This is a genomic window from Spirosoma harenae, assembly GCF_054776975.1.
Genome location: NZ_BAAHBD010000024.1, coordinates 85,275 through 108,119, shown reverse-complemented (window position 1 = coordinate 108,119; position 22,845 = coordinate 85,275). Strand labels below are relative to the sequence as shown.

Below are 22,845 nucleotides of genomic sequence, written 5' to 3'. Positions count from 1 at the left end.
TATGTCGAAAAACTTAGTCATAGTGGAATCGCCGGCGAAAGCGAAAACCATCGAAGGCTATCTAGGTAAGGACTTCACCGTCAAGTCCAGTTTTGGTCACGTACGCGATCTTCCAAAAGATGGATTGGCCGTTGATGTAACGAATGGCTTCAAACCATCGTACGAAATATCGCCCGATAAAAAGAAGTTGGTGAGTGAGCTTAAATCGCTGGCAAAGTCGGCGGAGGAAGTCTGGCTCGCAACGGATGATGACCGCGAAGGAGAAGCCATTTCGTGGCACCTCAAGGAAGCTCTTGGTCTGCGCGATAACACAAAACGGATTGTTTTTCGGGAGATAACGAAAAATGCAATCCAGAATGCCATCAAAGCGCCCCGTACCATCGATGTTGATTTAGTCAATGCCCAACAAGCCCGGCGTGTGTTAGACCGACTGGTGGGTTACGAATTATCGCCCGTATTGTGGCGCAAGATTAAAGGTGGCAGTACGGGGCTATCAGCAGGTCGTGTTCAATCGGTAGCCTTACGATTGGTAGTCGAACGGGAACGCGAGATCGACAAACACTCGGCCAAGTCGTCGTTTAAGATCACGGCTCAATTTATTGTTGATGGTACTAAAGTGTTGAACGCCGAATCGCCAAAAAATTTCCAGACTTCGGTAGAAGCCCGCAAATTTCTGGAAGCCTGTATTGGCGCGACCTTCACAATCAAGAACTTAGAAGTAAAACCGGCTAAGAAATCCCCCGCACCGCCTTTCACGACGTCTACGCTCCAACAGGAAGCTTCGCGTAAGCTTAGTTTTTCGGTTGATCGCACGATGCGGCTGGCCCAAAACCTATACGAAGCTGGTAAGATTTCGTACATGCGGACTGACTCGACTAATCTGTCGCAGGAAGCCATTGACAAAGCTAAAGCTGAAATTGAGACTGAATTTGGTCCAAAATACGTTCAGACGCGGCAGTTCAAAACGAAAAACGAATCAGCGCAGGAAGCCCACGAAGCCATCCGTCCAACAAACTTTAACGACCGCAACGCGGGTGCTGACCGCGATCAGAAACGACTATACGAACTGATCTGGAAACGCTCTATTGCGTCCCAAATGGCCGATGCTCAGCTTGAGCGCACAATTGTGACCATTGGTATTCGCTTCTCAAATACTACCGGAGCATCTGTAGAACAGGATTTGAGTTTCGATGTATTCGGTGACGATTTCGATCCATCAAAAAAAGTCGCCTTTAATCCGCAGGCACAACCAACTAACACTACATTCCCGAACGAACTGGTTGCACAGGGGGAAGTGATCAAATTCGACGGTTTTCTGCGTGTGTATCTTGAATCGAAAGATGATGAGGATGGTGATGAAGACGCTAAAGGTATGCTGCCGCCCCTATCGATTGGCCAGATTTTGAATCTGGGTCAGATGAAAGCGACGGAGAAATTTACTCGGCCACAGCCCCGCTATGCAGAAGCCTCGTTGGTGAAAAAACTGGAAGAAATGGGCATTGGCCGACCATCAACCTACGCACCTACGATCTCAACAATCATTAACCGGGGTTACGTGATCAAACAGGACAAACCCGGTCAGGAACGTAAGTATCAGGAGTATACACTTCAGAATAATCACATCAGCGAGACGAGCGGTAAAGAAACGTTTGGCTCGGAAAAAGCGAAGTTATTCCCAACCAATACGGGAATAGTTGTTAATGATTTCCTGGTCGAATACTTCCCTGATATCGTTGATTATCAGTTCACGGCAACTGTTGAAAAAGACTTCGATGAAATTGCGGATGGTCGGATGAATTGGCAGAAAATGCTGGAAGGATTCTACGGCGATTTCCATAAAAACATCGAAGAAATCCAGGGTTCCTCAGTTGGTGCCTTTAAAACGGGTGCCCGCGAACTAGGTCTTGATCCCCGCACTGGCAAAAAAGTATCTGCTCGCTTAGGCAAATACGGTGCCTACGCCCAGATTGGTGAAGCTACTGACGACGATAAACCTCAGTTTGCAAACCTACGCGATGGTCAATTGATCGAAACCATTACGTTACAGGAAGCACTGGATTTATTCTCTCTTCCCCGCGAAGTAGGTTTCTTTGAGGATAAAGCCATGACCATCGGTATTGGGAAGTTCGGCCCTTACGTCAAACATGATGACAAGTACGTATCGCTAACGAAAGAAGACGACCCGTACTCGATTGATGCTGAGCGAGCGATTCAATTGATTAAGCAGAAACGTGCTGAGTCAATAAGCGAATCACTAGGCGAATTTGAAGGTAAGCTTGTCTCCACTGGCAAAGGTCGTTTTGGCCCGTATGTCAAATACGAAGACAAATACATTTCATTGCCTCGGAATGAATCGCTGTCTGACCTGACATTGGATCGAGCGATTGAATTGATTCAAGCCAAACGTCAACAGGATGCGAATAAATACATTAAGGAATTCCCGGAACGTCCTGAAATTAAAGTAGTTAACGGCCAGTATGGCCCGTACCTGGCCGTTGGAAAACGAAATGTGCGCATTCCGAAAGATGTCGATCCATCAACCCTAACGCTGGATGATTGCCTAAAATTGGCTGGTGACGACCCGGCTGCCGCAACAAAAGCCCCTGCTAAGAAAGCAGCCACCAAAGCGACAGCTAAAGCAAAAACAACGACAGCCAAAAAGGCAACTTCGAAGAAATAGAAATACAAAAAGGTCCCGCTACCTCAGTAGCGGGACCTTTTTGTAATAACATCCTCCTTATTCTAAGCGCAGTTGCCCCCCTATTGACCATAACACCTTAATTGCCGGATCATATACAATACTCCTGGCATAAGCCGTATAGTTTGTGGGGACTGTCACTATGTGCTTTAAATGAACAGCATCGGTACCCACAGGGATTCGATTGCAAGACCATACGGTGGGATCTGCCCAGGAGCCAGTCTTTAGGGTGTATTGATTTGCGCAAACAGTTGCCGCATGAAATAATGTAGAGTTTGTAAAAGACGAACTATTTGTGGCGGAGCAATTACTTTTTATCTGCCATTCATAACGAGCCAGATTCGTCAAATGGGTTAACGTGTATGAGCCTAGGCCACTAATCGCGACAAGGCTATCGACAGTTACCCATGCCGTTGAATCAACCGATCGCCAACGGATCGTATAGCGTGTACTGTCGGTGCCTGTACTATGTGACCAGGATAAAACCGCTGAGGAGTCTGTAATGGCAGTTGTCTTTAAACTGTTTGGAACGTCACATGGGCGTACTCTATAAACAGCCGTATAAGTCGTATTACTATCAGGTATTGTAATAAGATCGTTAGTTACAGGCAGAGGTAACCAATGATCAAAATCATACACAGCGTTATTGGCGGTCTGTGATGCCGGGGCACTTAAATCAACTAGTAGACCAGAAACAAACGTTCTTGATAATGGTGTTGAAACCGGTTGACCATCCAGACGAAGCGAAAGGCCAGATGGGGTTGTTTTCAGGTTGACGGAAACTAATTTCGGAATAATATCAACTGAAGTAGAACCCGTTGCTCCTTTTGAATCGGTTACGGTTAAAATGAGTCGGTAATAGACATCTGATGCTGTCTCTCCCTGATTAGGAATCGTGTATTGCCCGCTTGCTTTACCGGTTGCGATGGGAGGTCCATCGTGGTGGTGCGTATTATGGTGAAACTCTACCGTCCAGACGAAGAGATCTTCCGGTATGGGGCCATCTTCAGGGTCAACAGCGGACCCCGAAAACGAGATTACATCCCCAGCCCGGTAAATCGTATGGTCAGTTGGTAAATTAATTGTTGGAATAGGCAATGCATTGGGTGCAGAGATGGTAACAAAAGCCGAATCACTAACAACGCTATCCGCTGTATTTTTAATAACAACACGATAAAATCCACTATCGGCCGGCATAGCGTTAGCGAAGGTGTAGCTAAATGAAGTAGCCCCACTAATATTTACCCCATTTTTTTGCCACTGATACGTGAATGGTGGTGCCCCTGAAACAGATACCGTCAAGCGCCCCGATTGCCCCTGAGAAATTGTTGTGTTTTTGGGTTGACTCGTAATAACGGGTGCCGTGTTGGTAGTGTAAATGATCTTGTACAACGCACCATTATCACGGCTCATAAAATATAAATTCCCATCAATTCCTTCAGACAATCGAATAGGCTGACCTGGTAAACTAAAACCAAATGGCACTGGCGTAATAGGTGTACTGGAGGGATTAAATATATTAATGGCACTAGTACAGAAGTCCTGATAGAAATAAGTACCGTAGAAATTGGCTGGATAGGTAGTTGTTTCAGGACTAAACAGCACTCCACCGGTAATGGCACATCGAGCATCTGTATGTGGATAAGCAAATACGGGGTTGGCATAGGCTGGATTTGAACTTGTGCCCTCTACATTAGGCCACCCAAAGTTTAGCCCAGCAGTCGTAGCTTCATTTATTTCTTCCCAACCTCCTTCTCCCACATCATTCACAAAAATTCGTCCAGTCGCTTTTTGGATATATAATGAATACGGGTTGCGTAATCCATACGCCCAAATTCGTTTCTTCTGGGCCGACCCCGTTGAAAAAGGATTTCCAATCGGAATACTTCCATCTGAATTGATACGCAATATCTTTCCCTTATACGTATCTAAATTCTGTGCATTCACAGAATAATGGCTATCTCCAACACTAACATATAGTTTATTATCCGGTCCAAAAGCCATCCCACCTCCATTATGTTGCTCTGCAAAATTGAGTTGATCCAGTTCAAGGATTATCACTTCACTTCCTGCCACCGCGACATCTCCATTTGCAGTAAATCGACTGATTCGATTACGTATGTAGCCATCCCTCACCGTATAATACAGGTAAACGTACTTATTAATGGCAAAATCAGGATCTAAAACAATACCGACCAATCCAGCTTCTGCCGATGAATATGTAGTTACCTGGACAAAGGAAGTAGGCAATAAAGCACCATTTTTAATAATACGCACATTTCCAGCTTGTTCTGTAACAAAAATTCGACCGTCAGGCGCAAAAGCCATAGCTGTTGGATAGGCCAGACCATTCGTTACCATTACCTGGCTAAATCCAGAAGGATAAACTTCATACTGTGAATAGGCTAACTGATGAGAGAGTACTCCTAAATAAACAACCAACCCAATCCAAAACTTTTGTAAATTTTTATTCACCAAATCCATAAATACTGTTTAGCATCGCTACTGATCCTGAATCCTCCCCAGAATATATTCAGCGAAAAACTATTATTAAATTAGACACCGTTCAGCTGTTCAAAATAGATTGGATAATTCGAATGACTCTGACGCAAAAATTAAACCAAAGTCACTCAAGCTTTATGAAGCAAAAATTTGATTAATTATAATTTATAGTAAAAATCTTACATAATAAATTTATTATTCGCCATTATAAGTAAATATTAGTTTACAAATTTCCTATATAAGGATTTAAAGTAGTTGACAAATTCATCGATGAAAACGACATCGTAAGCCAGTCATTCTTACCTGTTTAAGAGGCCAACTGAGCTTATGATTGCGCATGCATTGGGAGGAAACCTGTTCTGTCATGTATCCCTTCCAATAGTTTTTACAACGCCCCAAAAAAATCATCGTTATTTTGCAAGAAACTATCGCTACATCGCTGATCGCATGAAACAGTACTTGTTTTTCTTTTTCTTTCTTGCCTATTCCGCTTTTGCCCAAACTGATAATCAATACAATCTCATTCCGTTTCCTGCCCGATTTTCAGGACAAAATGGTCAGTTTCCCCTAACGGCTACTACCAAACTTGTTATCTCGCCTGCTACTGATGCGTCAGTTCGGTCAGTGGCGCAAACGTTTGCCAGCCAAGTAAAAGCAGTCAACGGACTGGTATTGGCTGTTTCCCCAAGCAGTCCAACTCTAACAAAAGGTGCCCATATCTTCCTTTCGCTGAATAAGAAATTAGCGCTTGGTGAAGAAGGGTACAAAATGACTGTAACGCCCGGTCGCGTGTTGGCAGAAGCGTCCACTCCGAAAGGGTTGTATTATGCGACACAAACTATGCGTCAACTTTTACCAACTGGGCAAAGCACTCAACTCTCCATGCCAGCTTGCGCTATTACGGACAAACCCCGTTTTAGTCATCGGGGCTTAATGCTCGATGTGTGTCGACATTTTATGCCCGTTCCGTTTGTCAAGAAATTCATTGATTTGATGGCGATGCACAAGCAAAATACGTTTCACTGGCACTTAACCGATGATCAGGGTTGGCGCATCGAAATCAAAAAATACCCCAAACTAACTCAGATTGGCAGCAAACGGGCCGAATCCATCGTCGGACAATATTTTCAGAATTATCCACAACAATTTGATGGAACTCCCCACGGTGGCTTCTATACGCAGGAAGAAATTCGGGATGTGGTTCGGTATGCACAGAGCCGATTTGTAACAATTATCCCTGAAATTGAAATGCCAGGGCATGCACAAGCAGCTCTGGCCGCTTATCCTGAATTAGGCTGTGATCCGGCTAAAGGTTATAAGGTATTTACGAAATGGGGTGTTTCGGACGATGTTTACTGTCCTTCAGAAAAGACGTTTAGTTTTTTACAGGACGTGCTGGCCGAAGTGACAACCCTTTTTCCTGGAAAATACATTCATATCGGGGGTGACGAGTGCCCGAAAACGGCCTGGAAGAAGAGCGCGTTTTGCCAGGATTTGATCAAGAAAAACAACCTGAAAGACGAACATGGGTTACAAAGTTATTTTATCCAGCGCATTGAGAAATTCCTGAATACGAAAGGCAAAGCTATTATTGGATGGGATGAGATTCTGGAAGGTGGTTTAGCTCCCAATGCCACCGTAATGAGCTGGCGTGGAACAGCTGGCGGTGTTGAAGCGGCAAAGCAAAAACATAATGTCATCATGACACCTACTGGCACTTGCTATCTGGATTATTATCAAGGTAACCCTGCTACTGAGCCATTAGCAATCGGAGGCTACTTACCGATCGATCAGGTATATGCTTATGAACCAATGCCTTCCGAACTTACACCGGATCAGCAGAAATACATTCTGGGCGTTCAGGGGAACATCTGGACGGAATATATGCCCACACCTGAATCAGTGGAGTACATGGCATTCCCGAGGGCAATTGCCTTGGCCGAAATTGGCTGGATGCAGCCCGGCACCCACAACTTCGAGGATTTTGCGATGCGCCTAAAAAATCATCTGCCGAAACTCGCTAATGTGAATTACGCGAAGCGATTATTCGACATTTCAACCAGTACCCAACCAAATGATCAGGGCCAGCTTCAGGTCAAGTTGACTAAGCTGGATTCGGATAGTCAGATTTTTTATACGATCAATGGCAAAGAACCCAGCGAAAAGAGCACAGAATATATTGGCCCATTTACGCTCACGAAAACAGCAACCGTGCGAGCCATGACCCGAGCTGGTGGGGTACCTACTGGTGGACAACTAACCCAGACATTTACGCTCCATAAAGGCAAGAATAAATCCTACACTTACGCCATTCCGCTGGAGAACAAGAGTGATGAAACATCGAAAAAACTAACTGATGGTATCCGCGGTGAATCTCCCCGCGACCGAAGACAATGGGCTAATTTTTTCGGCGATATGGACATTACTCTTGATCTTGGTGATGTTACGAGCGTTACGAAAGTATCGTTGAATTTTCTGAAGGTTATTTTAGAGAAGAATTTCCCGCCCACAGCGGTCGAAATTGCGATTTCTAAAGACGGAAAGGATTTTAAAGAAGCGATTGCTCAACCCGTAAAATATGATTTAAACGGACCATGGGATATTTTACCTGTGGTGGCTGACTTCAAAACAGCGCGGGCCCGCTACGTTCGCGTTCGGGCTAAAAACGTTGGTGTATGTCCAGAGGGGCATCCCGATGCCGGACAAAAAACCTGGTTCTCTACAGACGAAATTGTGGTGGAATAGCATTGGGCAGAGGGATAAGGGCATGGGATGCTGCGCAATTTATTTTTTACTCTACGCCCTTACCCCTCTGCCCAATGCCAAACAAAATAGACATGGAAACACGCAAAAAAATTGTCGTACTCTCGGGAGCGGGCATAAGTGCCGAAAGTGGCATTCCGACGTTTCGGGCCTCTGATGGTCTTTGGGAGAATCATCGGATCGAAGATGTCGCTACGCCTGAGGCCTGGAAACGAAATCCGATACTGGTGCAGGATTTTTATAATCAACGGCGTAAACAGGCCCTTAGCGTTCTGCCTAACGCCGGGCACCTGGCGCTGGTGAAATTAGAGGAGAAATACGACGTTACGATTATTACGCAGAATGTCGATAATCTGCACGAAAAAGCAGGCTCTTCGAAAGTGGTTCATTTACATGGCGAGTTATTTAAATCCCGCTCAACGGTTGATGAGTCATTGGTGTATGAGATTGAGGGTTGGGAAATCAAGGCTGGTGATCTCTGCGAAAAAGGGTCGCAATTACGGCCTCATATCGTCTGGTTTGGCGAAGCCGTTCCGATGATGGATGTTGCACTTGACATTACGTTCGAAGCTGATATACTGATTGTCGTTGGTACATCGCTGAATGTGTATCCGGCAGCAGGACTAGTGTATTCGGTTCGGGATGGAGTTCCAATTTATGTAGTCGATCCAACTATACCCGACATGCATAAACGGGCAAATGTCTCGTTCATCGTTGAACCCGCGACGATTGGTCTGACGCAGTTAACTGAACAATTGCTGGAACAAGTATAGATCAAGTTCAACAACCTGGTTTTACTTTTCGATTAATCCTGAATGATTTATTGCACCCTTACCACAAAAGACAACAAATATGGGAAAGCTGGTATTGTTTATGCACACATCACTGGACGGCTTTGTCGCTGGCCCCGCTGGTGAGATGGACTGGATTCACGTGGACGATGAAATTTTTGATTATGGAGAATCCAAGATTTACGCAACCGACACGGCTCTATACGGACGCGTTACTTATCAAATGATGGAAAGTTACTGGCCCACCGCTGCCGACGAACCAGATGCTTCGAAGCACGACATTAACCACTCGGCCTGGTACAAAAAAGCGCATAAGCTTGTTTTGTCGAAATCCTTAAATGCTGACGATTTTACCAATACAACGGTTCTGAGCGATAATTTGGCTGAACAATTAAGTGCTTACAAACAGCAATCCGAAAAAGACATTATAATTTTTGGTAGTCCTACAGCCGCTCACTCACTAATGGCCGAAAATCTGATTGACGCTTATTGGCTGAATGTGAATCCAGTTATCCTCGGCGAAGGAATGCCTGTGTTTAAGCAGGCTCAGGACAGAATAGGCTTACGACTTGTCGATAGTCATACGTTCTCCTCTGGGGTTATTTGCCTGCAATACGAGCGAACGTAATTTACCTTTTTGTCATCCTGACGCCAGGAAGGATCTCACCGTTTCCCAATAATACAGTGAGGATAAGTTAAGATCCTTCCTGGCGTCAGAATGACAAAAAATAGTCGCACTATTTAATATATAACCACTTGTTATAGAGCGCTTTCTGAGCATCGGTCTGATTAGATAAAGGTTCTAATCGATAACTCACCAGTGGATTCTGAGAAAGCGAAATGGGTATTTCCCGAAGTAGCCCCGCCCGATTGACTAGCACGGTTATTTTATCTCCTACCCGACGACCACCAACCAGTCGAAGCAGGTCATCACCAATGCGAACGCCATCAACCGAAATCACTTCGTCGCCAACGTTTAATCCACCAACGTAAGCAGCTGATCCGCGACGAACGCCCGAAATGGTCGATTTTCCGTTGGCAAACGTAACTGCAGCGCCTAAGAAACCATCCTGCGCTTTCGCAGCTACATTGACTAATCGTAGGCCTACCGGCTCGAAATACGAATTATAATCAATCGGATCAGCCGTATTTACTGCGGTTGTAAAAAAAGCATCGAGTTTGCGACCGGCTGTTTGTTCGGCTGCCCGACGAAACTCTTCATCCGTAAACCCTCGTTTTTGCTTTTTATAATATTCGGCATACAGATACCGCAGCAAATCGTCCATGTTGCGTTCGCCGTTGCTACCTGCCAGAATGGCCAGATTCAACAACGATCCTAATACACTCCCTTTACTATAATACGAGATTGTTGTGTTGGCTGAATTTTCGTTGGGTCGGTACCCTTTAATCCACGCATCCCAGCTTGATTCTGACACGGGCTGTACCCGCGTCCCAGGCTGATTTTCAATCTCGGTAATACTACTGGCTACAAGTGCCAAATAAGCGTCTGGCGAGTGGAATCCGGCTCTACGTAAAATATATTCCTGATAGAACGACGTACAACCCTCTGACAACCAGAGCATGTGCGTATAATTTTCGTTCTCGTAATCAAACGGCCCTAGTGCAATAGGCCGGATACGCTTCACGTTCCAGAGGTGAAAATATTCGTGCGCGACTAACGACAGAAACCGTTTGTAATTGGCCTCGGTAGAATAAGCAAATCGTGTAGTTTCGAGCGTTGTTGAGTTTAGGTGTTCCAATCCTCCCCCACCCGGCGGAATGTGGTGGACGATAAACGTATAGTGCTTGCAGGGATGCTCACCAACAACAGTCGCAGCCGTTTCGCAAACACGCTTGTAATCATCCATTAATCGCTTTGCATCGTAGTCGACTTCCCCAAACATGGCAACCGTATGGGGAATATTCGATGCCGTAAATTCATAGGTTTTCTGATTACCAATCTCAATGGGAGAATCGACCAGTATATCAAAATCCGATGCTTCGTAGGTAAACTTTTGCCCATCTACCGGCTCAAGTCCAGTCGAAACCGCTTTCCAATCTTTGTAGGGCTGCACAACAACGCGCAATGGTATGTTTTTCAAGGCATCGTGGTACATAAACATACCCGCGGGCGTTACGTAACCATGATCGGCATCAACAAAGTTTGTTCGAACGGTTAGTTCATTGGCATAGACCCGATACTTAATCGTCAGATTATCGCTATTTGTACTAACCCGCCAGGCATTTTTACGTATTTTTTCACTCGGAACCGTTTTACCATCAACCGAAGCCGTAAACGCTTCTACATTTTTGGCATACTCCCGAATCAGATACGAACCCGGAGTCCAGACGGGCATTTTGATATCGATGTAATTATTTTTCCTGGCATTTGTGGCTGTAGCTACGTTTTTTAGCTGCATTTCCACCTCAAAATAGTGCGTCTGAGGTTCCGGCATCGACAGCACGTATGTCACCGCTGGAGAGGGTGCCGGAGGGGTTTCGTCATCGGGTGATAAGCTCGTTGCTGTTGATGAGAATGGGATAAAAAATGTCCAGACAGTAAGTAAATACAGAAGCCGGGCGTTTTTTTTCATACGGAAAGAAGAATACCTTCGTTTTTTGTCCAGAATAGACCTGATATTTGTCAATTTCTGACAAAACTACGACGCAATTCAGAAACAACGTTCCTTAATTTTGAAGTTTATGGTATATGGTTTACGGTTAACAGTATAAGGTTTATAGTGAGTCACCATCGAAAGGATGGCTGCGTCAGCTCATCATAAATTGGACACCATAACCCCATATTAACCTCTATTTTATATATGCCCCATACAACCACCCAATTGAATCATCGACTCATTTATTTGCTGATCGTTGGGCTATTTTCTATGCTGTCGGCATCGGCACAGCGAACTCAGAGCCATGCAGAACCCGATTACCATTATCGAAACGGTCTTGAACTGTTCGAAAAAGCCAATTACGCGGCTGCTCGCTACGAGTTCCGGCAATACCTTGAACCCCGCCGTGGCGATGGCTCGCAAACGTTGCTCAACACGGGTGACCAAAACGCCGTCGAAGCTGAATATTATATCGCACTGACCAGCCTCTATATTGATGAACCTGGGGCCGAATTGCTGGTGGATCGATTTGTTAAAAATCATAGCGAACATCCGAAAGCGGGCCAACTATATGGCGATTTAGGGACTTATTATTACAATCGTCAGGATTACGCCAAAGCCATTGATTTTTTGGAAAAGGCTGTCGCTCAGGGCGGTAGTGCAGCTCAGCAAACTGGCTACAAGTACAAACTAGCCATCTCCTATTACAGTACGCAGGATCTACAACATGCGTTGCCATTGCTGAATGAGGTCAAAAATGACCCCGGTTTTGCCGATGCCCCCGCAGCTTCCTATTACGCTGGTGTCATCAACTTCCGCAACCGCAACTTTAACGAAGCCGTTGCCGATTTCCGACGCATTGAGAAAGATCCAACGTACCAGAATCAGGTACCTAACTGGATCGCTCAGGCACTTTACCGCCAGCGTCGTTACGATGAATTGTTGGCGTATACCGAACCATTGCTTCGGCGGACCAATGGAGCAGCACTTAGTGATGTAGCTCTGTTTACGGCAGAAGTATTTTATCAACAGAATCAGTTTGCCAGAGCGATTCCATATTATAAACAGTACATTAATGCGGCCGGAGCTAAAGCACCGAATGCGGTTAAGTTTCGATATGGTCAATCGCTTTTCCGTACGGGAGCCTACGCAGATGCGATTACTCAGTTAAAAACCCTGGCGAGTGGGAAAGACACCACTGCCCAATATGCAGCTTATACCCTTGGTGTCAGCTATTTACAAACGCAGAATCCAGCGTATGCGCTAAGTGCTTTCGATCAGGCTGGTCGTTTGTCGTTCAATAAAGACATCCAGGAAGAAGCCAAATTTACCCATGCTAAACTGCAACTAGATCAGAACAATGGCGCCGATGCGGTGAAGGAGTTAACGGCTTTCCTGAAGCAATATGCCGGCAGCAAGTTTGAAAACGAAGCCAATGAACTGGTTGGCGAGGCCTATTCAGCTTCCAATAATTATCCCGCTGCGATTGCCTATATCGAGGGATTGAAACGCCGATCCCCAAAAATTAACGCAACCTACCAGCGTCTGACCTATAATCAGGGTGTGAATGATTTCAACGCTGAACGATATCCGCAGGCCGTTGCCAATCTGGATAAGTCGTTGAAATTCCCGGTTGACAACGAATTACAGCAAGCCGCACAATTCTGGAAAGCAGAATCGTATTCAGCGGGCAAACAATATGATACGGCCATCCCGATTTACGCCAGCGTTTCAAAATCGAACTCCAGCTATGCCACCCGAAGTTTGTATGGTCTTGGTTATGCGTATTACAATAAAAAAGAATTCTCCCGTGCCCAACCCTACTTCCGTGATTTTGTAAGTCGCGGGGGCGATCCGGACAATAAAGACCAGGTTACGGACGCCACTATCCGCCTGGCCGACACGTATTTTGCCGGAAAACAGTATGAAAATGCGATGCGCTATTACGATCAGGCCATTGCACAAAACGCAGCCGATAAAGATTATGCGGCTTATCAAAAAGCGGTGATTCTGAGTTATGTAGGACGCGATGCTGAAGCAAAGGCGCAGTTCGATCAGGTACAGCGTCAATTTCCAAATTCGCGTTTTGTAGATGAATCTTTGCTTCAGCGAGCTAATGTTGATTTCGAACGGGGGGCCTACCAGGCAGCTGTTCAGGGTTATAGTAAGTTGATTCAGGACAAGCCTAGTAGTTCGCTCATCCCAACAGCGTTGCTAAAACGTGCTATCACTTACGGAAACATGCAGCAATACGATCTGTCCATTGCAGATTACAAACGCATTCTGGATAAGTATGGCGATTCGGAACAGGCTCAAAGTGCCCTACTTGGTATTCAGAACACACTGAATGATGCTGGTCGTCCGGAAGAATTTTCGCAGGTGCTGGGTCAATATAAAAAAGGGAATCCAGGCAGTTCTGATGTTGAGCGGGTACAGTTTGAGAATGCCAAGAATATCTACGCAAGTGCAAAATACGCGCAGGCCATTCAATCCCTGCTCACGTTTATGCAGGAATATCCGGCCAGCCCGAACACGAATGAAGCCCGCTATTATTTAGCCGAATCGTATCGTTTGACGGATGATATTGGCAACGCGCTTCAATATTACAACATGATTGTTACCGACAATCGCTCAGCTTATCTCGTTCGGGCGGCCACACGAGCGGCTGATTTAGAAGCCAAGCAGAAGAACTATCCTCGCGCCCTCCGAAATTACCAGATCATTATAGCCAAATCCACGAACCGGGCCGAACAGGTTACGGCCCAACTCGGCATGATGGATACGTATTTTGCGTATCCCAAACCTGATTCAGCCTCTGCTATGGCGCGCGAAGTTCTAGCGGCCGGGAATATTGTAGCAAGTGCACAGAACCGGGCTCAATTGATGTTAGGCAAAGTTGCCTTTGGCAAAGGCGATTATAAAACGGCTCAAGCTGATTTCGAAAAAACTATTGCTCTTGCTAAGGATGTCAATGGTGCAGAGGCACAATATCACCTCGGGTTGATTTTGAATAAGCAGAAAAAGTATAAGGAATCCATTTCGGCGCTGCTGAAATTCAATGAGCAATTCGGTGATTTTGAATACTGGAAAGGGAAAGCATTTATTCTCGTTGCCGATAACAACGTTGCGCTCGATGAACCTGCTCAGGCCAAAGCCGTATTAAACTCCATCATCGAAAATTCGTCTGAGGAGACCATCGTTGCCGAAGCGAAACAGAAATTAACTACCCTTGAAAATAAAAACTGATTTTACAAAGTATGCCCTACAATGCCACAACGGCACGATTTTAGTAGGATATCCTTTTGTGAGTCGCAAATCACACAGTCTCAATGACAATTCGCCCAATAGTCACGTTTAATTTCCTTTTACTGACGACTACGCTTTACGCGCAGCAGCCGAAACCAACTCGTCCTGTTAAAGAAGGCGAAGTGGATAATCAGGAAATTACGGTCGAAAAAAGTCGAAAAATAGAATTACCTCCTGCAAATCGGATTTTCAACAAGATACCCTCTATCAAACCATCGGCTGATCAACGTAAAATGACCTATGAGTTTGAAGATCGTAAATTGACTGTTGGCGATCCTCGAATTAACACCAATGTCTTGTCTCCGGCCACGACATCAACCGACGATACCCCTGCTTATAGCAACTATGTAAAGGTAGGAGCTGGTAATTATAGCTCGTTTTTAGGTGAAGGATTTGTTGGTATCAACAACCTGTCGAATCTTGCTTTGGAAGCATCTGTCAGGCATTTATCATCGGGAATTGGACCTGTTGATGGGAAAAATTCGTCTCAAAGCGATACGCGTGTACGAGTGACCGGTAAGTATCTGGCTGATGCCTTCAAGCTTCAGGCCGATCTGGGGTTCGACCGAAATGCCTATAACTTTTACGGTTACAGTCGCCAATATGCTGAGCTTTCAACATTCAATCCTGACCTGATCAAGCAGCGACTCAATACGATCAATTTTAAGCTTGGGATTGAAAACGCGAAATCGGAAAACGCAATTGACTATTCACTACGTACGGGAATTACATCTTTAAGCGACCGATTTAATGCCTCTGAAACGGATTGGGGGACAAATTTTAATGCTTCGCTGGGAATTTCCGATAACTTCTTCGCGCTAGTTTCTGCTGATGCGTATCTAACCCAACGTTCTGATGGAAATATCGTTGATAATCGGAATCTATTTCGGGTAAAACCAACCTTCAAATATACCTCCTCGCTGTTCACAGTAACAGCCGGAATCAATGTCGCAAACCAAACCGACCAGCGGCAGAACATTAACGAAACCAGAGCATTTCCGGTAATTGATTTAGATGTGGTTCCGGTAGGCAATATTCACCTATTTGCGGGTGTTGATGGTGATATTAACCGAAATACACTCCGATCGTTACTCACAGAAAATAAGTGGCTTGCTCCTCAGGTGGTTCTGGCTAACACCGTCAAATCGATTGATTTTTATGCCGGATCAAAAGGAGCGATAGGTGGGGGATTTTCGTACGAAGGCAAGGTATCCTACGCCCGCTATCGCAACTTCTCAACCTTTAACAACACAGCACCAGATACAACGAAATTCTTTGTGTTGTACGACGGCGGCTTATCAAACGTGTTGACGGTGTCGGGGCAACTCGCTTATGCGCAAAAAGAGAAATTTCGATCTACTTTAAAAGTGGATTTTTTCAATTACGGGCTCGATCGGCTCGAAGCAGCCTGGGGGCGCCCGCGAACCACGGCTACCTGGACAAACTCCTATATTCTGGATAAAAAGCTATTCATTACCGCCGATTTATATTTTTATGAGGGAATAAAGAATAAAAATTTTGTATCAGGCTTGACATACACCTTAAAACCAATTTATGACGCGAACGTAAAAATTGACTATTTCTTAGGGAAACAACTTTCCGCCTTTGTGTCACTGAATAATATATTCGGGCAGAACTATCAACGGTATTTGTATTATCAATCACAAGGAATTAACTTTCTCGGAGGAATCAGTTATTCGTTCTAATTCACCACCACAATCAACCATGGTATCAGTTAACGAATACCTCAAAAAATTGCTCTATCAATATGACTGCATCGTCATACCTGAATTAGGGGCTTTTTTGACGCACTATCAACCAGCCAGTTACACGGAAGCAAACGGCCTCTACCTACCTCCCCGCAAGCGGGTTGCCTTTAATGAAGCCCTCCGTTTCGACGATGGTATTCTCGGTATCTACATCATGCTGCATGAGTCCATCTCACGCGATGCTGCGCAAAAACGCATCAGTTCGTTTGTTCAGGAACTACGTCAAGAGGTAGAAAAAGCGGGGCGATATGATCTAGATGGCATAGGCACCTTTACGTATAATGAAGAAGGTAAGCTACAGTTCAACCCTAGCTTACGCCATAACTTTCTCGGAGATGCTTATGGCATGAGTGCCTTATCCGTTGAAATACCTGAACAAGAGCCTAAGCCAGAACCCGTTTTAGAAGCGATTCCGCTTCCCAAGCTTGAACCAGTGCTTCCCGATGAAGAAATTGTTACCCTAACTCCTTATCGTCCTAATCGCGTTTACTGGCGTGTTGCGGCTGTTACGCTATTAGTTGGCTCATTAGGAACTATAAGCTATTTCTCAGTTATTAAGCCTGGGCAGCCCTTTAGAAGTAGCCTTGACCCGGCTAATTTGCTACGGTTCCCCACTTCTTTTTTTGAACGTGTAGCCGATAAAACCGATAAAAAGGTAACATCTGAATCTGTAGCGATGCCCAAAGTAGTTGCCGAACCAGTTGCTAAAACGGAAACGCAACCAGTCGAGGTAACGCCTGCTAAACCGATTACGGAAACGAAACCGGTTGAAATAGCTCCCGCAAAACCAAATGATGGCTGGAATACAGCTGAAACGGTAGCGTCTAAGCCAGTTGCAGTGAAACCGGTTACTGAAATGAAATCCGTAACCAAACCTGCAGTGCATCCTGTAGCTGTTGCTGCAGCACCAGTAGTTAAACCAGCTCCAGTTAAACCAACTGCTGCTCCTGTAACAGCACCAGTAGTTGCGGCTCCCAAAGTTGCCCCTACAGTGGCGAAAGCAAAGGTTGTACCTACTCCTGCTCCCACATTGCCCGTAGCAACCGCACCAATTGCCGTTGCAAAACCTAAACGTGTTGGCCCCTATTTTACTGTAATCGCTGGCGTTTTCTCGAGTAAAGAAAATGCCCTTCGCGTACGGAACCGATTGCGAAAAGTAGGTTATGCCGACGCCTTTATCATCTTCCCGGCACCTGGCGAAAAAAATCTGTTTAAAGTAGCTGCTGCCGGATCTGCTATTCGAACTGAAGCTGTAGCTAACATGGCTCGAATCGATTCATTAGCAGGCACTCAATCCTGGATTCTTAAGAATTAATTTTTTTGTACAGATAAATAAAAAAGACAGTTCTTTCGGGCTGTCTTTTTTATTTATCTCTTTCTTTCAAACCTAATTCAAATTCAGCCATGATCTATCAAAACGTCCTCGCAACATTGACAAAATTCGTCCGTAATATTATCAAAGGCATTATTAAAATCGATGTTATATAGCATTATGATTTTCAAAATAATCGAATCAATAAAATATTATATAATTACTCTTCTCATCCCAGGGCTAATTGCCTGCACGCAGACCACAAACGAACAGCCAATTGCGACGACAAACGTTATTACCGTAAAACCGCTATTAACGAATGAGATAATCCAACCATTCTCTGACAATCTGAATAAGGATACTTTACAAGTGACTATTACTGGTGAGACTCTTCTAAGCGGCCAAGTCAATTTTCAAATTAAGAATCATCAAGGCAAGATGATTTACTGGGATACATTTCCAGCCAGCAATCTGATTAATCATACAGAGACAATTAATTCCGAATCAGATAAAAAAATAGTGCAAAGCCATATCAACAACTTTTTTAGGGCAGATCATTTTTCCAACATTTCACAAGTAAATCCAGACTCTTTTGCCGTAGAGAAATCTATTAAAGCAGCTTGGAATGAGTTGAAATCAACTCCTAGAAGTCGTTGTTTTTCCTATCAAAGCGGTAAAAACGATATTACATACGTTGCCTATTCTAAAACACAGCAAAAGGTCATCATCTTAAAATAGCTATTCTCAAGACGAATTGATTGCTCAAAACGAGTTTGATATTCATAAAAAACTATATAATGATAAAGTAATCTCACCATTAGACTACCAACGCGAGGAGAGTAAACTCCTGGCCAAACGTTTACCGATAAACAAATAGACATTTCAATTACAGCTAATTCGACAAATCAAACACAGAAGCGCAGAGAAATTACTGAGCTTGACAAACAGTCTTTAGAGCAAAAAAATAATTTGAGCAGGCAGTCAATACATTGATAAGTGCAGCGACTGATTGGAAGAAGCGATATTTACTGGAAGCTCCGTTAGCTGGTATAATCCACTATTCTATGATAATACAGGAAAACCAAGTTTTAAAGGCTGGTTCCGAAGTTATGTATGTAGGAGTGATCGACAAAAACCAATATTTCGGCGAGTTAAGGATACCACAGGCTAATTTTGGACGCGTAAAAAAAGGGCATGAAGTACTGATAAAATTTCAAGGGTATCCCTTTGAAGAATTTGGTGCCGTGGAAGGCATTATTAGGTCGATTTCGCAAATCCCATCCCCAGATAATACGTATTTTTCTGCCATTATTGAATTATCCAAAGGATTAAGAACTAGCTATAACAAAAATTTGACGTGTAAAACTGGTATGGAAGCTTCTGCTGAGATTATCACTGAAGATTTACGGCTAATTGAGCGTATATTATACCAATTACGGAGAGCCCTGAGACAAAGATAATTTTCTTCTAAAAACAAAAAGACTCCCACTTTCGCAGGAGCCGTCTTGCATAAGCAAACAGGATTATTAGCCCAGGTACGTCTTCAACGCCTTCGACCTTGAGGTATGGCGCAGTCGACGAATGGCTTTTTCTTTTATTTGCCGAACCCGTTCGCGGGTCAGGTTAAATTTCTCACCAATTTCTTCGAGCGTCATTGCGTGCTCGCCATTCAGACCGAAGTAGAGCGTGATTACATCAGCCTCACGTTGCGTTAACGTCGAAAGCGCGCGTTGTACTTCTTTACGAAGCGAATCATTGATCAGACCTGAATCGGGTTTGTCTTCGCCATCATTTTCGAGTACATCCAGCAAGCTGTTTTCCTCGCCCTGAACGAATGGTGCATCCATTGACACGTGGCGACCCGAAATCTTGAGCGTATCAACAACCTCAGCGGCCGAGATATCCAATACAGCAGCCAATTCCTCAGGCGATGGCTCCCGTTCGAATTTCTGCTCCAGATCGGAGAACGTCTTCGAAATCTTGTTCAGCGAGCCTACGCGGTTGAGTGGTAAACGCACAATCCGTGACTGTTCGGCCAATGCCTGCAGAATCGACTGGCGAATCCACCAAACGGCGTACGAAATAAATTTAAACCCGCGTGTTTCATCAAACCGTTGGGCGGCTTTGATCAAACCGAGGTTTCCTTCGTTAATTAAATCCCCTAAGGATAGGCCCTGATTCTGATACTGTTTAGCAACAGAAACAACGAAACGTAAGTTAGCCTTCGTCAACCGTTCTAGTGACAGTTGGTCACCTTCCCGAATTTTCTGGGCCAGCGTTACTTCTTCGTCTGGTGTGAGTAGGTCTACTTTACCAATCTCCTGTAAGTACTTGTCTAATGACTGACTTTCACGATTGGTAATCTGTTTTGAAATTTTTAGCTGTCTCATAGTACGTCGCCCGTGGCAAATTGCCTATATAACGCTTTCTTTTGACGGTGAATTACATAAAAAAGTAACAATGACTTACGCATTTTTGTTCTCTGGCTTCGGCAGTAAAACTTTGCGCGACAAACGGTACTTCCCTGTTTTCTTATCTACATCAATTAATTTAACTGTTACTTCCTCTCCTACTTTCAAAACGCCCTCCATTGTCTCCAGACGCTCCCATTTGATTTCGGAGATGTGCAATAATCCATCCTTACCGGGCATGAACTCAACGAAGGCACCAAACGGCTGAATGGTTTTGACTTTCCCTACATAAGTTTCACCCACTTCAGGAACAGCCACAATTCCTTTCACGCGCGACACGGCTTTGTCCATGCTTTCTTTGTTTGTCGCAAAGATGCTAACCCAGCCAGCATTGTCGTGTTCATCAATATTAACGATAGCACCTGAGTCTTTCTGAATGTCCTGAACAACTTTACCGCCGGGTCCGATAACGGCACCAATCTGGTTGGTATCAATCTTGATGACAACGGCACGCGGAGCATGTGGTTTCAGGTCTGGACGAACGGCGGCAATGCCTTTCTTCATTTCTCCCAGAATGTGCAGACGACCTACACGAGCCTGTTCCAACGCCTGAGCCAGCACTTCATACGATAGTCCATCTACTTTCAGGTCCATCTGGCAGGCCACGATTCCATTTTCGGTGCCTGTCACCTTGAAATCCATATCGCCAAGATGGTCTTCATCGCCAAGGATATCCGATAGAACGGCATATTTTTCACCGTCCGAAATCAAGCCCATAGCAATCCCGGCTACGGGTGCCTTGATTTTGATACCAGCATCCATCAAAGCCATTGTACCGGCACAAACGGTTGCCATAGATGAAGATCCATTCGACTCGAGAATATCAGACACAACCCGAATTGTATAAGGGTTCTCATCTTCGGGCGGCAATACTTTTTTCAGTGATCGATGCGCTAGATTTCCGTGGCCAATCTCCCGACGACCAGCCCCTCGGTTTGGCTTCACTTCACCCGTTGAAAAACCTGGGAAATTATAGTGCAACAGGAATTTGGCATAACCCTGATACATTGGCTGATCAACAATCTGCTCATCCGTTTTAGTACCAAGCGTAGCCGTTGTCAGCGACTGGGTTTCACCGCGCGTAAATAACGCCGAACCATGTGGGCCTGGTAAAATACCCGCTTCAGCCGAAATAGGACGGATTTGATCGAGTTGACGACCATCTAATCGAACACGCTCATCAAGCACCAATCGGCGAGAAGCTTCCCACTCCAGATCGTGAATGTATGTTTTGATAAGGCCAACATTAACTTCCGATCCTTCCGGAAATGAAGCGATATATTCATCACGAACGGCTTTAAATGCCTCCGAACGGCCTTTTTTACTTGGATTCTGGTGACGAGCAACAGCGTAAATTTTATCATACGTAGCTGCCCGAACTGCTGCCCGCAACTCTTCGTCGTGGGTTTCGTGATTATATTCTCGTTTTTCGGTCTTGCCTACTTTAGCTTCCAGTTCTTTCTGAGCCTGGCACTGGACTTTAATAGCTTCGTGAGCAGCTTTGAGTGCCTCTACCACTTCGGCTTCCGAACACTCGTTCATTTCCCCTTCTACCATGCAGATATCCTTTTCGGTAGCTGCTACAATCAGATCGATGGTAGCGCGATCGATATCCGCCGTTTTAGGGTTGATTTGATATTGTCCATCAATTTTAGCCACACGCACTTCCGAAATCGGTCCGTTGAACGGAATATCCGATACAGCCAGCGCCGATGAAGCAGCCAATGCCGCCAATGCATCTGGCTGCACTTCCGGATCTGCTGAAATCAGTGTGATGATCACCTGAGTATCAGCGTGATAATTATCGGGAAAAATAGGGCGTAACGCACGATCTACCAGACGGCTGATCAAAATTTCGTGATCGCCTAAGCGACCTTCGCGTCGCTGAAAGCTACCTGGAATTCGACCAGCAGACGCAAATTTTTCTTGATAATCGACAGATAAGGGAAGGAAATCGACGCCTTCTTTGGCATCTTTACTTGAAACAACAGTGGCTAACAGCATCGTGTCACCCAATCTGACAACCACCGCTCCGTCGGCCTGGCGGGCCATTTTTCCGGTTTCGATGGTAATTTCTCGCCCGTCGGGCAGCGCAACGGATTGCGTGGTAATTTGAAACATAGACCTGATTTTAATTCGTCTCTTACAGCTTTAAACCGCGCGGGTAGTACCTATTTGTCAGTATTCCCCAATTTATTTCACTATCATGCAAATGGAATTTTACTATGTCTCTATAGAAACAACAAAAATGAGGGAATCTACTAGTGGAGCAGATTCCCTTTTTTTGGAGTTGCCGATTACTTCCGTAATCCCAGCGAAGCCAGAATAGCCCGGTATCGCGTGATGTCCTTTTGTTGGAGGTAATTCAGCAACCGCCGACGCTTACCTACTAATTTTAAAAGACCCAACTGGGTGCCATAATCGTGCTTGTGAACTTTCAGGTGATTAGTTAAATGACTAATCCGATAGGTGAACAGCGCGATCTGGGATTCGGCCGACCCGGTGTCCGTTGCACTTTTGGCATGACCCGAGGTGGAGAATATCTCCTGCTTTTTTTCGGTCGTTAGATACATCTTCAGACAGCTAAATAGTTAACAAAATTGAATTAAGGCGCA

Annotated in this window: 14 protein-coding genes; 9 read left to right on the top strand and 5 right to left on the bottom strand. The window is 44.9% G+C overall.

Annotated features, from left to right (window positions below; translation table 11 throughout):
• Position 1 precedes the first annotated feature (1 nt).
• Positions 2–2,680: a type I DNA topoisomerase gene (gene topA / locus ACYVE4_RS22975; protein ID WP_461042594.1), complete on the top strand. Its 2,679-nt coding sequence runs from the start codon at positions 2–4 to the stop codon at positions 2,678–2,680.
• 57 nt (positions 2,681–2,737) lie between these two features.
• Here topA and ACYVE4_RS22970 read toward each other — a convergent pair whose 3' ends face one another.
• Positions 2,738–5,182: a PQQ-dependent sugar dehydrogenase gene (locus tag ACYVE4_RS22970; RefSeq protein WP_461042593.1), complete on the bottom strand. Its 2,445-nt coding sequence runs from the start codon at positions 5,180–5,182 to the stop codon at positions 2,738–2,740.
• Positions 5,183–5,647: 465 nt separating this feature from the next.
• Between ACYVE4_RS22970 and ACYVE4_RS22965 the strand changes: the two genes are divergently transcribed.
• The 3 genes from ACYVE4_RS22965 (at position 5,648) to ACYVE4_RS22955 (ending at position 9,382) form a co-directional block, all read left to right on the top strand.
• Entirely contained in the window at positions 5,648–7,945 is a 2,298-nt protein-coding gene (locus ACYVE4_RS22965; RefSeq protein WP_461042592.1) for a glycoside hydrolase family 20 protein, read from the top strand.
• A 92-nt stretch (positions 7,946–8,037) separates the two neighbouring features.
• Positions 8,038–8,736, top strand: coding sequence for an SIR2 family NAD-dependent protein deacylase (locus ACYVE4_RS22960; protein ID WP_461042591.1), 699 nt, complete (start codon positions 8,038–8,040; stop codon positions 8,734–8,736).
• Positions 8,737–8,815: 79 nt separating this feature from the next.
• Entirely contained in the window at positions 8,816–9,382 is a 567-nt protein-coding gene (locus ACYVE4_RS22955; RefSeq protein WP_461042590.1) for a dihydrofolate reductase family protein, read from the top strand.
• 109 nt (positions 9,383–9,491) lie between these two features.
• On the opposite strand, the gene ACYVE4_RS22950 is transcribed toward ACYVE4_RS22955, so the two are convergent.
• Positions 9,492–11,348 carry a M61 family metallopeptidase gene (locus tag ACYVE4_RS22950; protein ID WP_461042589.1) on the bottom strand — a complete coding sequence of 619 codons (1,857 nt, stop codon included), beginning with the start codon at positions 11,346–11,348 and terminating at the stop codon, positions 9,492–9,494.
• Positions 11,349–11,576: 228 nt separating this feature from the next.
• On the opposite strand from ACYVE4_RS22950, the gene ACYVE4_RS22945 reads away from it, so the two are divergent.
• The 5 genes from ACYVE4_RS22945 (at position 11,577) to ACYVE4_RS22925 (ending at position 19,219) form a co-directional block, all read left to right on the top strand.
• Positions 11,577–14,618, top strand: a complete 3,042-nt coding sequence (locus ACYVE4_RS22945) for a tetratricopeptide repeat protein (RefSeq protein ID WP_461042588.1) — start codon at positions 11,577–11,579, stop codon at positions 14,616–14,618.
• A gap of 83 nt (positions 14,619–14,701) precedes the next feature.
• A complete protein-coding gene (locus tag ACYVE4_RS22940; RefSeq protein WP_461042587.1) occupies positions 14,702–16,384 on the top strand; it encodes a TonB-dependent receptor in 1,683 nt (560 codons plus the stop codon).
• A gap of 19 nt (positions 16,385–16,403) precedes the next feature.
• Positions 16,404–17,762 (top strand): HU domain-containing protein, encoded by a 1,359-nt coding sequence (locus ACYVE4_RS22935; protein WP_461042586.1) that lies wholly within the window; start codon positions 16,404–16,406, stop codon positions 17,760–17,762.
• Positions 17,763–17,924: 162 nt separating this feature from the next.
• Positions 17,925–18,497 (top strand): hypothetical protein, encoded by a 573-nt coding sequence (locus ACYVE4_RS22930; protein ID WP_461042585.1) that lies wholly within the window; start codon positions 17,925–17,927, stop codon positions 18,495–18,497.
• Positions 18,498–18,748: 251 nt separating this feature from the next.
• Positions 18,749–19,219: an HlyD family efflux transporter periplasmic adaptor subunit gene (locus ACYVE4_RS22925; protein WP_461042584.1), complete on the top strand. Its 471-nt coding sequence runs from the start codon at positions 18,749–18,751 to the stop codon at positions 19,217–19,219.
• A 66-nt stretch (positions 19,220–19,285) separates the two neighbouring features.
• Here the strand turns inward: ACYVE4_RS22925 and ACYVE4_RS22920 are convergent, their stop codons facing one another.
• From ACYVE4_RS22920 to rpsO, 3 genes are all read right to left on the bottom strand, one after another.
• A complete protein-coding gene (locus tag ACYVE4_RS22920) occupies positions 19,286–20,149 on the bottom strand; it encodes a sigma-70 family RNA polymerase sigma factor (RefSeq protein ID WP_461042583.1) in 864 nt (287 codons plus the stop codon).
• Positions 20,150–20,224: 75 nt separating this feature from the next.
• Positions 20,225–22,351 carry a polyribonucleotide nucleotidyltransferase gene (locus tag ACYVE4_RS22915; protein ID WP_461042582.1) on the bottom strand — a complete coding sequence of 709 codons (2,127 nt, stop codon included), beginning with the start codon at positions 22,349–22,351 and terminating at the stop codon, positions 20,225–20,227.
• Positions 22,352–22,527: 176 nt separating this feature from the next.
• Positions 22,528–22,803, bottom strand: a complete 276-nt coding sequence (gene rpsO, locus ACYVE4_RS22910; protein ID WP_461042581.1) for a 30S ribosomal protein S15 — start codon at positions 22,801–22,803, stop codon at positions 22,528–22,530.
• Between the last annotated feature and the right edge of the window lie 42 nt (positions 22,804–22,845).

Excerpts from the sequence above, each read along its gene's own strand:
- topA (WP_461042594.1), top strand. The coding sequence starts at position 2 with ATGTCGAAAAACTTAGTCATAGTGGAATCGCCGGCGAAAGCGAAAACC.
- ACYVE4_RS22970 (WP_461042593.1), bottom strand. The coding sequence starts at position 5,182 with ATGGATTTGGTGAATAAAAATTTACAAAAGTTTTGGATTGGGTTGGTT.
- ACYVE4_RS22965 (WP_461042592.1), top strand. The coding sequence starts at position 5,648 with ATGAAACAGTACTTGTTTTTCTTTTTCTTTCTTGCCTATTCCGCTTTT.
- ACYVE4_RS22960 (WP_461042591.1), top strand. The coding sequence starts at position 8,038 with ATGGAAACACGCAAAAAAATTGTCGTACTCTCGGGAGCGGGCATAAGT.
- ACYVE4_RS22955 (WP_461042590.1), top strand. The coding sequence starts at position 8,816 with ATGGGAAAGCTGGTATTGTTTATGCACACATCACTGGACGGCTTTGTC.
- ACYVE4_RS22950 (WP_461042589.1), bottom strand. The coding sequence starts at position 11,348 with ATGAAAAAAAACGCCCGGCTTCTGTATTTACTTACTGTCTGGACATTT.
- ACYVE4_RS22945 (WP_461042588.1), top strand. The coding sequence starts at position 11,577 with ATGCCCCATACAACCACCCAATTGAATCATCGACTCATTTATTTGCTG.
- ACYVE4_RS22940 (WP_461042587.1), top strand. The coding sequence starts at position 14,702 with ATGACAATTCGCCCAATAGTCACGTTTAATTTCCTTTTACTGACGACT.
- ACYVE4_RS22935 (WP_461042586.1), top strand. The coding sequence starts at position 16,404 with ATGGTATCAGTTAACGAATACCTCAAAAAATTGCTCTATCAATATGAC.
- ACYVE4_RS22930 (WP_461042585.1), top strand. The coding sequence starts at position 17,925 with ATGTTATATAGCATTATGATTTTCAAAATAATCGAATCAATAAAATAT.
- ACYVE4_RS22920 (WP_461042583.1), bottom strand. The coding sequence starts at position 20,149 with ATGAGACAGCTAAAAATTTCAAAACAGATTACCAATCGTGAAAGTCAG.
- ACYVE4_RS22915 (WP_461042582.1), bottom strand. The coding sequence starts at position 22,351 with ATGTTTCAAATTACCACGCAATCCGTTGCGCTGCCCGACGGGCGAGAA.
- rpsO (WP_461042581.1), bottom strand. The coding sequence starts at position 22,803 with ATGTATCTAACGACCGAAAAAAAGCAGGAGATATTCTCCACCTCGGGT.